Source organism: Massilia rubra (genome assembly GCF_011682065.1).
Lineage (GTDB): Bacteria > Pseudomonadota > Gammaproteobacteria > Burkholderiales > Burkholderiaceae_D > Telluria_A > Telluria_A rubra.
This window is the reverse complement of record NZ_VUYU01000003.1, coordinates 265,733-278,699: the sequence shown is the minus strand read 5'-3', so window position 1 is coordinate 278,699 and position 12,967 is coordinate 265,733. Positions and strand designations below refer to the sequence as shown.

General features: G+C 63.9%; 10 protein-coding genes. 6 read left to right on the top strand and 4 right to left on the bottom strand.

Features of this window, described 5'->3' with window-relative positions:
* Nucleotides 1–69: 69 nt before the first annotated feature.
* The 4 genes from F0185_RS06310 to F0185_RS06295 all read left to right on the top strand — a co-directional run bounded on the left by F0185_RS06310 (nt 70) and on the right by F0185_RS06295 (nt 2,861).
* Complete coding sequence (locus F0185_RS06310) at nt 70–864, top strand: N-acetylmuramoyl-L-alanine amidase (protein WP_167222605.1); 795 nt, start codon at nt 70–72, stop codon at nt 862–864.
* A 7-nt stretch (nt 865–871) separates the two neighbouring features.
* Nucleotides 872–1,780 (top strand): LysR family transcriptional regulator, encoded by a 909-nt coding sequence (locus F0185_RS06305; protein WP_167222603.1) that lies wholly within the window; start codon nt 872–874, stop codon nt 1,778–1,780.
* Nucleotides 1,777–2,388: a M15 family metallopeptidase gene (locus F0185_RS06300; RefSeq protein WP_167222601.1), complete on the top strand. Its 612-nt coding sequence runs from the start codon at nt 1,777–1,779 to the stop codon at nt 2,386–2,388. The genes F0185_RS06305 and F0185_RS06300 overlap by 4 nt, the downstream gene beginning before the upstream one ends.
* 71 nt (nt 2,389–2,459) lie before the next feature.
* Nucleotides 2,460–2,861, top strand: a complete 402-nt coding sequence (locus F0185_RS06295; protein ID WP_167222599.1) for a GNAT family N-acetyltransferase — start codon at nt 2,460–2,462, stop codon at nt 2,859–2,861.
* 1 nt (nt 2,862) lies between these two features.
* Here F0185_RS06295 and F0185_RS06290 read toward each other — a convergent pair whose 3' ends face one another.
* The 4 genes from F0185_RS06290 to F0185_RS06275 form a co-directional block, all read right to left on the bottom strand.
* Nucleotides 2,863–4,248: a Fic family protein gene (locus tag F0185_RS06290; RefSeq protein ID WP_167222597.1), complete on the bottom strand. Its 1,386-nt coding sequence runs from the start codon at nt 4,246–4,248 to the stop codon at nt 2,863–2,865.
* A gap of 238 nt (nt 4,249–4,486) precedes the next feature.
* Nucleotides 4,487–5,179 carry a hypothetical protein gene (locus F0185_RS06285; protein WP_167222595.1) on the bottom strand — a complete coding sequence of 231 codons (693 nt, stop codon included), beginning with the start codon at nt 5,177–5,179 and terminating at the stop codon, nt 4,487–4,489.
* Nucleotides 5,180–5,219: 40 nt separating this feature from the next.
* Nucleotides 5,220–6,677 carry a D-alanyl-D-alanine carboxypeptidase/D-alanyl-D-alanine endopeptidase gene (dacB, locus tag F0185_RS06280; protein WP_167222593.1) on the bottom strand — a complete coding sequence of 486 codons (1,458 nt, stop codon included), beginning with the start codon at nt 6,675–6,677 and terminating at the stop codon, nt 5,220–5,222.
* 23 nt (nt 6,678–6,700) lie between these two features.
* Nucleotides 6,701–7,939 (bottom strand): spore maturation protein, encoded by a 1,239-nt coding sequence (locus tag F0185_RS06275; RefSeq protein WP_167222591.1) that lies wholly within the window; start codon nt 7,937–7,939, stop codon nt 6,701–6,703.
* A gap of 150 nt (nt 7,940–8,089) precedes the next feature.
* Here F0185_RS06275 and F0185_RS06270 point away from each other — a divergent pair, with 150 nt between their 5' ends.
* Both F0185_RS06270 and F0185_RS06265 read left to right on the top strand, forming a co-directional pair.
* Nucleotides 8,090–9,814, top strand: coding sequence for an ABC transporter substrate-binding protein (locus F0185_RS06270; RefSeq protein ID WP_167222590.1), 1,725 nt, complete (start codon nt 8,090–8,092; stop codon nt 9,812–9,814).
* A 226-nt stretch (nt 9,815–10,040) separates the two neighbouring features.
* The gene (locus F0185_RS06265; RefSeq protein WP_167222588.1) at nt 10,041–12,869 is read left to right on the top strand and encodes a TonB-dependent receptor domain-containing protein; all 2,829 of its coding nucleotides are present in this window, start codon (nt 10,041–10,043) and stop codon (nt 12,867–12,869) included.
* The last annotated feature ends 98 nt before the right edge of the window (nt 12,870–12,967 follow it).

The window sequence follows — 12,967 nt, the reverse complement described above, 5'->3', positions numbered from 1 at the left end:
TGAAACTTGGATTCCCGCCTGCGCGGGAATGACGGGGGGAACTTGAACTTCTACCTCCTTTACTGACCGATGAAAACCCTTCTCGCCACGCTCCTGATCGCCCTGCTCACCGGCTGTGCCACCGGCCCCGCCATCGACCACACCTACTCGGCCAAGGGCCAGAGCAGCCGCGTCAAGTTCGTGGTCCTGCACTACACGGCCATCAACCTGCCGCAATCGATCAAGGTACTAACCCAGCAAACGGTGAGCAGCCACTACCTGCTGACCGATGAAGCCGCCCCCATCGTCTACGGCCTGGTCGACGAAACGCGCCAGTCCAACCACGCCGGCGTATCGAACTGGAAAAACTACACCCTGCTCAACGGCAGCTCGATCGGCATCGAAATCGTTAACCCCGGCTTCACCGAATCGCCCACCGGCCGCATCTGGTACCCCTTCCCGCAAGCCCAGGTCGACCGCCTGATCGTGCTGCTGCAAGACATCGTCAAGCGCCACAACATCCCGCCCGAAAACATCCTCGGCCACAGCGACATCGCCCCCCAGCGCAAGCAAGACCCCGGCCCGATGTTCCCATGGGACCAGCTGGCCCGGCACGGCCTGGTGGCCTGGCCCGACGCCGCCAAAGTGGCCGCCGCGCGCCCCGTGTACGACCTGATGCTGCCCGACGTCGCCTGGTTCCAGGCGCGCCTGGCCACGGTCGGCTACGCGGTGCCGCAGACCGGCCTGCTCGACGAAGCGACCCGCAACGTCATCGCCGCCTTCCAGATGAAATACCGCCCGGTCACCATCGATGGCGCGCCCGACGCCGAAACGGCGGCCCTGCTCGACGCCCTGACGGCGCCCGCCATCAAGCCAGCGGCATAAGCCCGCCATGCGCCTGCGCCACATCGAAGTCTTCCACGCCATCATGCAGGTGGGCACGATCAGCGGCGCGGCCCAGGTGCTGCACATTTCGCAGCCGGCCGTGACCAAGGTTTTGCAGCATTGCGAGCTGCAACTGGGCATGCCGCTGTTCGAGCGCGTGCGCGGCAAGCTCTATCCCAAGCCCGAGGCGCACCGCCTGTTCGCCGAAACCGAAAAACTGCACCGCGACCTGCAAGGCATCCGTCGCCTCGCCGCCAGCCTCAAGGGTGGCGCGGTCGACACCATCCGCCTGGTCGCCACGCCGACGATCGCCATCAGCGTGCTGCCGCAGGCCATGACGGTGTGGCGCAAGGCGTTCCCGCACACCCGCTGCGAGCTCGGCACGCACCACACCAGCGAAATCGTCCAGACCCTGCGCCTGGGCGAAGCCGACCTGGCCCTGTCGCTGCAAGACCCGCGCCACCCCGGCATCGTGGCCGAAGCGCTGGCCGAGGGCGTGATGACGGTCATTGCCCCGCTAGGGAGCTGGGACGAGGACGCGTGCGGCCAGCCGGTCGGCGCCGAGGGATTGAGTGGCGAACTGATCGGCCATGCCGATAACGACCCGCTCGGCGAACAGCTGGTGGCCGCCTGCGAGGCGCAAGGCGTCCATCCGGTGTTCCACACGGTGGTGCAGACTTACCAGATCGCCCGCTCTCTGGTCGAGGCTGGCGCCGGCATGGCGGTGGTCGATCCGTTCACGGCGGCGTCGGCGCAGGACGCCAGGGTGCAGCGGCGCGCCTGGGCGCCGCCGATTCCCGTGCAGCTGTTTTTGCTCACCGCCAGCAACGCGCCGCTGTCGCACGGCGCCCGTGCCCTGGTCGCTTGCATCGGTGCGGCGGCGCGCGAATGCCTGACGCGGGGAGTGGCGCCATGATCGACGTCTTGCCGATCGAACAGGTCGGCCAATGCGCCGACTTCCGCCATTTGTCGAGCATTGGCGGCATCGCGGTCGACTTGCGCTACGCGGGACCGGACAACTTCACCGGGCGCGACTTGTATTCGCCGTTCGACTGCGCCTGGTTGCACGTTGACGCCGCTAGCGCGCTGGAACAGGTGGTGGCCTGGCTGGCCCGCGAGCGGCCCGGCTGCACCGCGCTGATCCTCGACGCGCTGCGCCCGCAGCGGGTGCAGGAAGCGCTGTGGGACGCGCTCGACGGCACCGGCCTGCGCATGTACCTGGCGCCGCCCGAGCGCGGTTCGATCCACTCGTTCGGCATGGCGCTCGACATCACCATTCTCGACGAGACCGGGTGCGAACTCGACATGGGAACGGGGTTTGACGACATGAGCGAACGTTCGCATCCGGCGCGTGAAGACGTGCTGCTGGCGCGCGGAGAACTGACGCCGCTGCAGGTGCAAAACCGCCAACTGTTGCGCGCCGCAATGGCGCAGGCCGGGTTTGTCGGCATCGCCAGCGAATGGTGGCATTTCGATTACGGCGAGCGCGACTGGGTGCGGCAAACCTTCCAGCGCGTGCTGTAGGGCGGCGCCAGCGCGTTGCCTCGCTGACTGTTACCATAAAGAACTCTCAACGACGCCTGCGGCCCCTACGTATGATCATCAGCCTGAACGACCAGATCGGCGACGCCGAAGTCATCGCCCTGTACCGCGCCAACGAATGGTCCTCGGCCGACAAACCCGAGCAGCTGATGGCCGCTCTGCGCAACTCGCACAGCCTGGTCACCGCGCGCGAGGATGGCGTTTTGGTCGGCATCGGCAACGCCATTTCGGATGGCCACCTGGTGGTCTACTATCCGCATTTCCTGGTGGACCCGGCGCACCAGCGCAAGGGCATCGGACGCCTGATGATGCAAGAGCTGTGCGCGCGCTATGCCGGCTTTCACCAGCAGATGCTCACGGCCGACGGCGACGCCATCGCCTTCTACGAATCGCTGGGCTTCACACGCGCCGGCCGCACCGCGCCGATGTGGATTTACGCCGGTACCGAGCACTGAACTAGCGGACAGGGCGGCCTTCGTCAATCCAGGCTTGGGTTTCTTTCATGCCGAGCCGGTAGCGCGCACAGTTAAAATCGGCAAGGATGTTCAGTTCCTGTGCGAGCAATTCCTGGAATCGTGGCATGTCCTCGGCGGGCAATTCCAGTGAAACTATTGCCTCCGCCATCGGTTGTCGCCGCCGGACCACCGTTCCCACCGCTTCGCTGAGTGCTTCGCGATACTTCACGCGGAAGGGATCCGGCGCATCCAACGCGCCCGCCGCGGCCTGGTACTTGGTCTGGGAGCGCCGATAGGTCCATTCGAAGAGGTCAACCGCCATCGACACATCGCACGCTTCATACACACCCATCATCGCCAGCGCATAATCTTCACGATCCACATCCAGAAACGACAGTGGCGCCTGGTTATACAGCATCAGCGGAATATTGGCGGCGATCCGGCTCACGCGCTTGTTGCCGTCTTCGAAAGCCTGGAGGTACGCCAGGTTTACCCAGAGGAAAAAGGATGCCTCCAAAGGATTCTTGATTTGCTGCGCCTTCAGGATGATGCGCTCGAACATCTCTTCCAGCACCGCCGGGACCTGGCACGGAATGTAGGTGCTGCCGCTGACGTTGACGACTTGCGTGCGCATCGTGCCGAGTGACGCAGCATCAACCAAGAGATCGTGCATGAGTATGGCGTGCACATTGCGAACCAGACGGGTATTGAGCCCTTGCAGGGGAACCGCCTCCACAATGAACTCGATGGCAGCTTTGTGATTGAGCAGCATGATGGCATCGCTGTCGGTCGCGGCAGCGCCGCTTTTGAACAGCCTTTCCGTATCCATAAGGGTGTAGCGATTACCTTCGAGACGAGAGGATGACCATGACAGGTCGATCAGCAATTGCTCCAGCACTTTACGGGCATACGTTCCCGCCGGAAGCCGGCCGGGGAGGTGGCCGAGCGCAACCAGTTCGTCCGCGAGTTCAGGAGACAGCAAGAAAGTGTCGTTGGGCTTGTAGTTGTCGACAAATTCCCGGTGATACGTGACGGGGGTGCGGGCCGCCACAGGCCGTGTCAGTTGTTGCCGGAGCTGCAGGCTGGCGGCGCTCCAGCGGGGTCCCTCGTCGGTGGAGATGGCGCTGGTGGGCGTGGCTGTTGCTGTCGGTTGAGGGACAACAGTAGCATCGCTTGTCAGCAAGCGATATCGCGTTGCGCGGCCCCTGCTCGTTACCTCGACCTTGCCGGCTGATGCCAACCGCGACAGCATTCTCTTCACCGTAGACCTGCTTGAGCCAGTCGCGTTGACTAGCTGGGAAGACGAGACGAACTCGTTCCCAGCCGTGGCAATGTCGCCAAAGGCTTGCAGTAGAGCTTCGGGTGTCAGGTGGTCTTTACTTAACATTTTGGGCCGATCATGGGCCGATCTATGGGCCGATTCTACCTAAATTCAGGCCAGATCCGCCAAAATCGGCTCACATTTACTTTGTATCGGCTCAAATTTGGCTAAATCGGCTCAAATATCAGGAATATTGGCTCAAAATCCCAGTATCGGCTCAAAATTTCGATATCGGCCCAAATGCTCGAGATATCGGCTCAAATTTCACAGTATCAGTCCAGAGTTCAGAATCTCGGCTCAATCTTCAGCCCGCCTTGGCGCGCTGGCGGCGCAAAGTCAGGTCATGGTAAATCACCACCATATTGGCCGACACAAACATCGGCACCAGCGCGCACAGCACGACGGCGATCACCGTGGCCACCACCGCTTCCACAACCTGGTTCGACAGCGACACCATGTTGACGTCGAAGGCATTGACGCAAAACACCACCGGATAGACATAGCTGAATCCGAACGCCACATGCCACCAGTGGCCGCGCACCAGGCGCAGGCTGCTCATCAGGGCCTTGAGTACCGGCAGCCCGTCGACGACCAGCGCGATCCACCAGAATGCCAGCGCGATAAACAAATACGTGCCGGGCACGATGAACATGAGCGAGCCGATCCCGACCGCCAGCATGAACAGCGCCGCCCCCGCCAGGCACGGCAGGAAGCAGCGCAGGCCGCGCCGCAGCGCCTCGCCCGCGCTCACCGATCGCGCATGCGCGCTGGCATGTACCTGCACCACCAGCGGTGCCATCAGCGCCGGGCACAGCACCAGGAAAGCGCCGATCAGGTACAAGGCCCAGGCCTGGCCGAGATACTCGGTCTGGCCCAGAAGGAAGCCGGACCCGGCCAGCGCGAACAGCAGCACCACCGGCGCCAGGGCATACGGCAGCGCGCGCGTGAAACTGGTGTAGAACAGGCGCAGCGCGGCGCGCATCAGTTCGAGCGGCACCAGCGGCGTGGGCGAGAGCCTGAACAGGGCGTCTTGCGGTTTAATTGGCCGCTCCCGAGCGCGCCACCCAGTCGACCAGCGCGTCGAGCACGGCGCGGCCCTTGCCGTTTCCGATCAACTCGCTGTTGATCATGGCCACCACCACGCATTGCTGTCCGCCGGCATCGGGCACATACCCGGCCACCGCCACCACATTGCGCAAGGTGCCGGTTTTCAGGCGCGCGCGCTGGGCCGCCGGGCTGTCGGCCAGGCGCCGGCGCAGGGTGCCGTCCACCGCCGCGATCGGCAGGCTGCTGACAAATTCCGGCGACCAGTTACTGCGCAGTCCCGCCTGCAGCACGCCGCCCATCTGCACCGCGCTGATGCGTTCGATGCGCGACAGGCCCGAGCCGTTTTCCAGCACCAGCCCGGCATCGTCGATGCCGCGCGCGCGCATCCAGTCGCGTACGGTACGGTCGGCGCGCGCCACCGTGCTTTCGCCGGGAATGGTGGCCAGCGCGCGGCTGCCCACCACCGGATCGGCTTCCAGGCTGCCCAGGGTCAGGAACACGGTGCGCGCCAGGGTGTTGTCGGAGCTCTTGTTGTAGTCGCGCACGATCTCGGGCAGGGTGCGCGAGACGTGCTCGGCCAGCAGGCGCGTGGCCGGCGGGCTGGCCGCTTCGACCGTGTCGCCCACCAGCACCCCGCCGAGGCGATGCCAGGTGGCGCGCAGCAGGCGGTCGAGGTAATCCTGGCGGTCGAGCACGTTGACCCGGTAGGACTTGGCGCAGTGTTTCGGAAAACTTCCCTTGAGAACGACCGTGATCTTGCCAAGCCGGTCGCGCTGCACGTCAGGCTGCTTCCAGCCGTTGGCCCAGCTGCCGCAGTCGGCGTCGACCAGGGTCATGGCCGAGCTCACCGTCACACCCTCGAGCGCCGGAGTCGCCGCCACCGCCACCGCGCCTGCGCTCGAGCGCAGGTCGAGTTCGAGCATGTTCTTGTTGACCATCAAGGCGTCGGGAATCACGTTGGTGTAGGCCTCGGGCGATTCGTCGAACTGCGGCGCACCGATGTCGGCCCTGGCCGGATTGAACAGCTGGCGGTCGAGCACCAGGCGGCCGTCGATCTTGCGGATGCCCTGGTTGCGCAGCGCTTGCAGCATGCGTTCGAGCACGTCGCCGCTAAAATCGGCGTCGGCGCCGCCGCGCAGCACCAGGTCGCCGCGCAGCACGTCGCCGCTGAGGCTGGCGCCGCTGCGCAGTTCGGTACGGCCGCGAAACGCCGGCCCCAGCTGGTCGAGCGCGACCATGGTGGTCACCAGCTTCATGGTCGAGGCCGGATTGAGCGGACGCTCGGCCAGGTGCGACAGCAGCGTCGTGTCGCCGCGCAGCACCAGCGCGCTCATGGCGTCTTCCGGAATGTTGGCATCAAACAGCAACTGGCTGACCGGCGCCGGCAATTGGGCGCTGGCCGCTTGGGTGAACGCCAGCAGGACGGCAAAGGCGAGTGGACGGAGCATCTTGATTCTCATAAGTCTGATAACTAGCCGAAGAACAGGTAAGCGACAAAGATGGCCGTGACGATGCCGGCAAAGTCGGCAATCAGGCCACACGAAATCGCATAGCGCGTCTTGCGGATGCCCACCGAGCCGAAATACAGCGCCACGATGTAGAAGGTGGTGTCGGCCGAACCCTGGAAGATGCAGGCCAGGCGCCCGACGAAGGAATCGACGCCGTAGGTGGTCATGGCGTCGATCATCATCGCTTTCGATCCGCTGCCCGAGAGCGGCTTCATCAGCGCGGTCGGCAGCGCCGGGGTGAATTCGGTCGGCATGCCGAGGTTGATGAAAATCCATTCCAGCCCGCGCACCACAAAGCCGAGCACGCCCGAATTGCGGATCACGCTGATCGCCACCAGCATCCCCACCAGGTAGGGAATGATGGTCAGCGAGGTCTGGATGCCGCCCTTGGCGCCTTCGATAAAGGCGTCGTACACATTGACCTGCTTGCGCATGGCGCCGAGGATGAAGATGATGATGATCGAGAACAAAATCAGGTTGCTCGACACGCGCGAGACCAGTTCGATTTCCGGCTTGGTCAGGTAGTTGGTGAAAAAGAAGATCAGCGCGCAGATGGCGGCCGTCATCCCGCCCAGCCAGCCGATCACGACGCGGTTGAGCAGGTTGATGCGCTGCTTGATCGACACCACGATGATGCCGGTCAAGGTCGCCACATAGGTCGCGATCATGCAGGGAATAAAGATATCGGATGGGTCCTTGGCGCCGAGAATCGCGCGCTGGGCCATGATGGCCAGCGGAATGAGCGTCAGCCCGGAGGTGTGCAGCACCAGGAACATGATCTGGGCGTTGCTGGCCGTATCCTTGTCGGGATTTAGCGTTTGCAAACTTTCCATGGCCTTCAGGCCGAACGGCGTGGCGGCGTTGTCGAGCCCGAGCAGGTTGGCGGAAAAATTCATCACCATGTGGCCGGTGGCCGGGTGGTCTTTCGGCACATCGGGAAAGATGCGCGAGAAGAAGGGCGAGATGACTTTGGCCAGCCAGCCGATGGCGCCAGCTTTTTCGCCGATGTTCATGATGCCGAGCCACAAGGTCATCACCCCGGCCAAGGGCAGGGCAATATCCATCACCGCCATCTTGGCCGATTCGAAGGTACCGTCGACGATCTTCTTGAAAATTTCGGTATCGCCGAGGAAAATCCACTGCGCCAGCGCCGCCAGGAAGCCGACCAGGAAAAAGCCGGACCAGATGTAATTTAATGCCATGTCGTCATCGTTTCGCGTTAGGGAGCCGGTGTTGCAGCGAGAGTATAGGCGCAGGTTACCGCGAATTAAGCAAACCATGCAGCTTGGCTATGTAAAAAGCCGGCAGGCATCGCCTTGGCCTATCATACGCACCGACCACGAGGACTTGCCATGACGATTCGCCGCCTGATAGCTTCCAGCGTTGCAGCCCTGCTGCTGCTCGGCACGCCCGCGCATGCGGCCGAGAAAGTCCTGCATACCCTGCTGACCACCAGCGAAACCGGGCTCGACCCGGCGGTGGCGTCCGACATCGCCACCCTGAGCCTGCTTGAAAACCTGTTCGACCCGCTGCTGCGCTACGACTACGCGGCCCGGCCGGTGGCCCTGGGCGGCAATGCCGCGCTTGCGCTGCCCGAGGTGAGCGCGGACGGCCTGGTGTACACCTTCCGCCTGCGTCCCGGCATGCTGTTCGGCGCCGACCCGGCCTTCAAGGGCCAGCGCCGCGAAGTCACGGCCGCCGACTATGTTTACAGCCTCAAGCGCCTGTACGACCCCGCCCTCAAGTCGCCCTGGCTGTTCCTGTTCGAAGGCAAGCTCAAGGGCGACGCCGCGCTCAAGGGCGCGTTCAGCGACGCCACCGGGATTGCCGGCTTGCAGGCCGTGGACCGCCACACCCTGCGCATCACCCTGTCCGCCCCCGACAAGAATTTCCTGTTTTACCTGGCGATGCCGGCATCCGGCGCGGTGGCGCGCGAGGTGATCGAGGCCTATCCGGGCCAGGCCGGCAACCATCCGGTCGGCAGCGGCCCGTTTCGCCTGGGCGAGTGGAAGCGCAGCGACAAGATCGTGCTGCTGGCCAACCGCGACTGGGGCCTTACCCGGCACGGGCAGCGCCTGCCCTTGCTCGACAAGGTCGAGGTGCGCATCGCCGAGGAATTCCAGGGACGGATGCTGGGATTCCTGAGCGGCGAATACGATTACCTGGAGCAGGTGCCCGAATCGCTGACCGACATGGTGATCCGCGACGGCCGCCTGAAACCGGAACTGGCCGCGCGCGGCATCGTCCTCAGCCGCTTTCCGGTGTTGCAGACTTATTATATGTGGATGAACATGGAAGACCCGCTGCTGGGCGGCTACGGCAAGGACAAGGTCGCCCTGCGCCGCGCGATTGCGCTCAGCTACGACAGCGCGGAAGACATCGGCCTGCTCAAGAAAGGCTTCGCCCTGCGCGCCGAGTCGCCCTTGCCGCCGAACGTGCTCGGCTACGATCCGGCCTACCGCACGCCGGTGCCGTACAACAAGGCGCTGGCGCAGGCGCTGCTGGAGCGCTTCGGCTACCGCCAGCGCGATCCGGACGGCTTCCGGCGCGGCCCCGACGGGCGGTCTTTCACACTGACCATGCACAGCGAAGCGACTGTCGGCGGGCGCCTGCGCGACGAGCTGTGGCGCAAGAACCTGAACGCCATCGGCCTGCGCGTGGTGTTCCGGACCGACAAGAAGACAGAAATCATCAAAGCCTCGCGCCTCGGCAAGGTGCAAATGTTCGAGAGCAACTGGATCGCCGATTTCCCCGATGGCGACAATTTTTATCAACTGCTTTACGGCGCCAACCGTGGCCGCGCCAACTATGCGCGCTTCAACTTGCCGGCCTATAACGAGCGCTACGAACAGGCGCGCCTGCTGGGCGACTCGCCGGCGCGCCAGAAACTCTATGGCGAGATGAATCAATTAATCCACGCCTACAACCCGTGGGTGCCGCTGAGCCACCCGCTCTCTGCCGACCTGCAACATCCGTGGTTAAAAAACTACAAGCGCCACCCTGTCGAATTCACCACGTGGCGCTACCTCGACATTGATCCGGAACAGCGCCGGCGCGCCAGTAAAATGGCCCGGTAATGCAAGGTGAATACCGGCACCAGCCATTCCATGAAGTTATGGTTGCTTCAGGAAATTTCATTGGCTGGTCCACGGCGCAGCGCGTAGGCTCGTTCGATTCATGACGTCTTGCCAAGAATAATAATGTGTGCACGCCAGCTCCGTCATTCCCGCCTTCGCGGGAATGACGGAGCTTAGGTTAACGGTATTCGTGCCCGTAGCGACCAAGAAAACCCAAGGAGAAACCGTGAAGTCAAGCAAGCTAGCGCAAGCGATTGCCCTGATGTGCGTCGCCGGCGGCGCCGCCGCGCAGGCGGCCGACCAGCCCATGGCGCGCGTCGAAATCACCGGCAGCAGCATCAAGCGCATCGCCCGCGAAGGCGCCCTGCCGGTCGAGGTGATTTCGCGCAAGCAAATCGAAGCCCAGGGCATCGTCAACGCCGAGCAACTGATCGCCACCCTGAACATCAACGGCAACGGTTCCGACAACCTCGCCAGCAACGCCGACGTCACCTCCGGCTCGCAGCGCGGCAACAACGGCGCGTCCTCGGCCAACCTGCGCGGCCAAGGCGCCGACAGCACCCTGGTGCTGCTCAACGGGCGCAGGGTCGCCACGCACGGCATGAAAGGCTCGGCGGTCGACCTCAATTCGATTCCCTTCGCGGCGGTCGACCGGGTCGAAGTGCTGAAAGACGGGGCCTCGGCCATCTACGGCACCGACGCCATCGGCGGCGTGATCAACTTCATCCTCAAGAAAAACTACAAGGGCCTGGAAGCGCAGGCGTTCACCGACGTGACCGAAGCGGGCGGCGGCAACATTGCCCGCTACCAGGTCACGGGCGGCTTCGGCGACTTGCAGGAACAGGGCTTCAATCTGCTGTTCGCCTTGTCCACCGGCGAAAACAAGGCCTTGCGCGGCAACCAGCGCGGTTTTGTGAACACCTTCCAGCCCGACCGTGGCGTCTCGGTCGATACGCGCGGCACGCCCTTCGCCAACGTCTTCGCCACCAGCCTCGGCAACACCATCTTCAGCCGCGGCAGCAACACCGGACCGGTGCGGCGCGGCACCAATCAAGCCTATAACGGCGTGAGCCTGCTGGCGTTGCCGGGCGGCGCCGGCTGCGAATCGATCGACGGCATGGGCGCCTACGCCGACAAGCTGTGGGACACGCCGTCTGGCGGCCTCGGCTGCGCCTGGGATACCGGCCGCGCGGCCGTGTTGCAGCAGCCCGTCAAGAACAGCAACTTCGTCACGCGCGCCACCATGCGCCGTGGCGGGCACGAGTTTTTTGCCGAACTGGTCGGCGCCAAAACCGAAGTCGCCAAGCGTTTTTCGCCGAACCAGGTCTCGCCGAACGCGCCCACCTTCCCGGCCAGCTCGTTTTATCCGAGCACCGGCGCGGCCTATAACGAAGTGTTCAACGCGCTGGTGGCCGAGTTCCCCTCGATCGAAGCGAACCGCGGCTTGCCGATCGCCTACCGCTGGCGCTGCATGGAATGCGGCGACCGCGAAATCGCCACCGAAAGCAAAGCCGGCCGCCTGCAACTGGGCGCGGACGGCCAGATCGGCAAGTTTGACTACAAGGTCGGCGCCGCGCGCGCCACCAGCGAGTCCGAATCGACCCTGGGCAATGGCTACAGCTACACCGCCCCGCTGGCGGCCGCGCTCGGCAGCGGGCTGATCAACCCCTTCCTGAAAGCCGGCGAGAAGCAGTCGCAACAGGCGCTCGACCTGATCCGCAACGCGTCGGCCGCCGGCGTCGTGCTGTACGGCGGCAAGACCACCCTGACCGCCTTCGACGCTTCGCTCTCGGGCGAGGTGTTCACCCTGCCGGCCGGCCCGATCATGGCCGCCGTGGGGACCGATATCCGCAAGGAAGAATACAAATTCAACGGCGACCTGCGCAACATCGCCGAGCGGCGCGCCATCCTCAACGCGCCTTTCGACGACGTCAATGTCTTGCCGCAAGTGAGCCGCGACATCCGCGCCTTCTACGCCGAGGTGCTGGTGCCGGTCACCAAGGAACTCGACATCACCGTGGCGGCCCGCCAGGATCATTATTCGGGCTTCGGCAACACGCTTAATCCCAAAGTGTCGTTCCGTTACCAGCCGACCACGCAATGGCTGTTCCGTGGTTCCTACAACGAGGGTTTCCGCGCGCCCTCGTTCAACCAGTTATTCAACGGCATCACCGAATCGACCTACACCGGCAAGGACCTGGTCGATCCGGGCAAGTGCGCCAGCGGCAGGGTCGACACCACCCGGCCCGGCTGCGAATCGATCGGCCCGGTCATCTTCACTGGCGGCAAGGCCAACCTGGGGCCGGAAACCTCCAAGCAGGGCACCGTTGGCGTGGTGTTCGAGCCGTCCGCGCGCTTCTCGGCGAACATGGACATCTGGGAAGTGCGGCGCTTCGAGACCATCAAGGAAGTCGACCTGCCGGTCATGCTGGCCAACTACGATCTGTTCAAGGACCAGTTCGCGCGCGACGCCGCTGGCAACCTGGTCGCGATCGACCGGCGCTGGCTCAACACGGGCGCGGCGATTACGCGCGGCATCGAAGTCGGCGCCCGCAGCAATGGCAAGCTGTGGGCCGGCAACTGGGCGGCCGGCGTGGATGGTTCTTACTTGCTCAAGAAAAAGAGTAAGCCTTTGGAAACAGCGCCCTACAGCAAGGATGAAGTCGGCGTGTTCAGCTTCACGGGCGACCTCGGCCTGAAGTGGAAGCACACCGCCTACGTCACCTTCGCCCAAGGGCCGTGGAGTGCCATGTTGCAGAACGTGTATCGCAGCGGCTACACCGACCAGGTGCTGCCGGGCGTGGCCAGCGGACGCATCGTGCCGTCCAATTACCAGCCGAAAGTGGACGCGTACTCGATCTTTCATGCCAGCCTGAGCTACACTGGTGTGAAAAACCTGAGCTTGACGGTCGGGATCAAAAACCTGTTCGACGAGGATCCGCCATTCGCCATCACCTACGACGGCAATACCGGAGCCGGCAGCTCGTGGGAACCACGCGTAGCCGACCCGCGCGGGCGTTCGCTGACCCTGATGGCCAATTACAAATTCCTGTGATGGTCCGGGCGGGGGGCTGCGCGCCGGTCGCATGCTTGAAAGTTGAGAGTTGAACATTGAAAGTTGAAAGCATGCATGCCCCCTAGCGACAAGATCAG

What these genes read in the sequence shown, in the direction of transcription:
- F0185_RS06310 (WP_167222605.1), top strand. Translation starts at nt 70, where the DNA reads ATGAAAACCCTTCTCGCCACGCTCCTGATCGCCCTGCTCACCGGCTGT.
- F0185_RS06305 (WP_167222603.1), top strand. Translation starts at nt 872, where the DNA reads ATGCGCCTGCGCCACATCGAAGTCTTCCACGCCATCATGCAGGTGGGC.
- F0185_RS06300 (WP_167222601.1), top strand. Translation starts at nt 1,777, where the DNA reads ATGATCGACGTCTTGCCGATCGAACAGGTCGGCCAATGCGCCGACTTC.
- F0185_RS06295 (WP_167222599.1), top strand. Translation starts at nt 2,460, where the DNA reads ATGATCATCAGCCTGAACGACCAGATCGGCGACGCCGAAGTCATCGCC.
- F0185_RS06290 (WP_167222597.1), bottom strand. Translation starts at nt 4,248, where the DNA reads ATGTTAAGTAAAGACCACCTGACACCCGAAGCTCTACTGCAAGCCTTT.
- dacB (WP_167222593.1), bottom strand. Translation starts at nt 6,677, where the DNA reads ATGCTCCGTCCACTCGCCTTTGCCGTCCTGCTGGCGTTCACCCAAGCG.
- F0185_RS06275 (WP_167222591.1), bottom strand. Translation starts at nt 7,939, where the DNA reads ATGGCATTAAATTACATCTGGTCCGGCTTTTTCCTGGTCGGCTTCCTG.
- F0185_RS06270 (WP_167222590.1), top strand. Translation starts at nt 8,090, where the DNA reads ATGACGATTCGCCGCCTGATAGCTTCCAGCGTTGCAGCCCTGCTGCTG.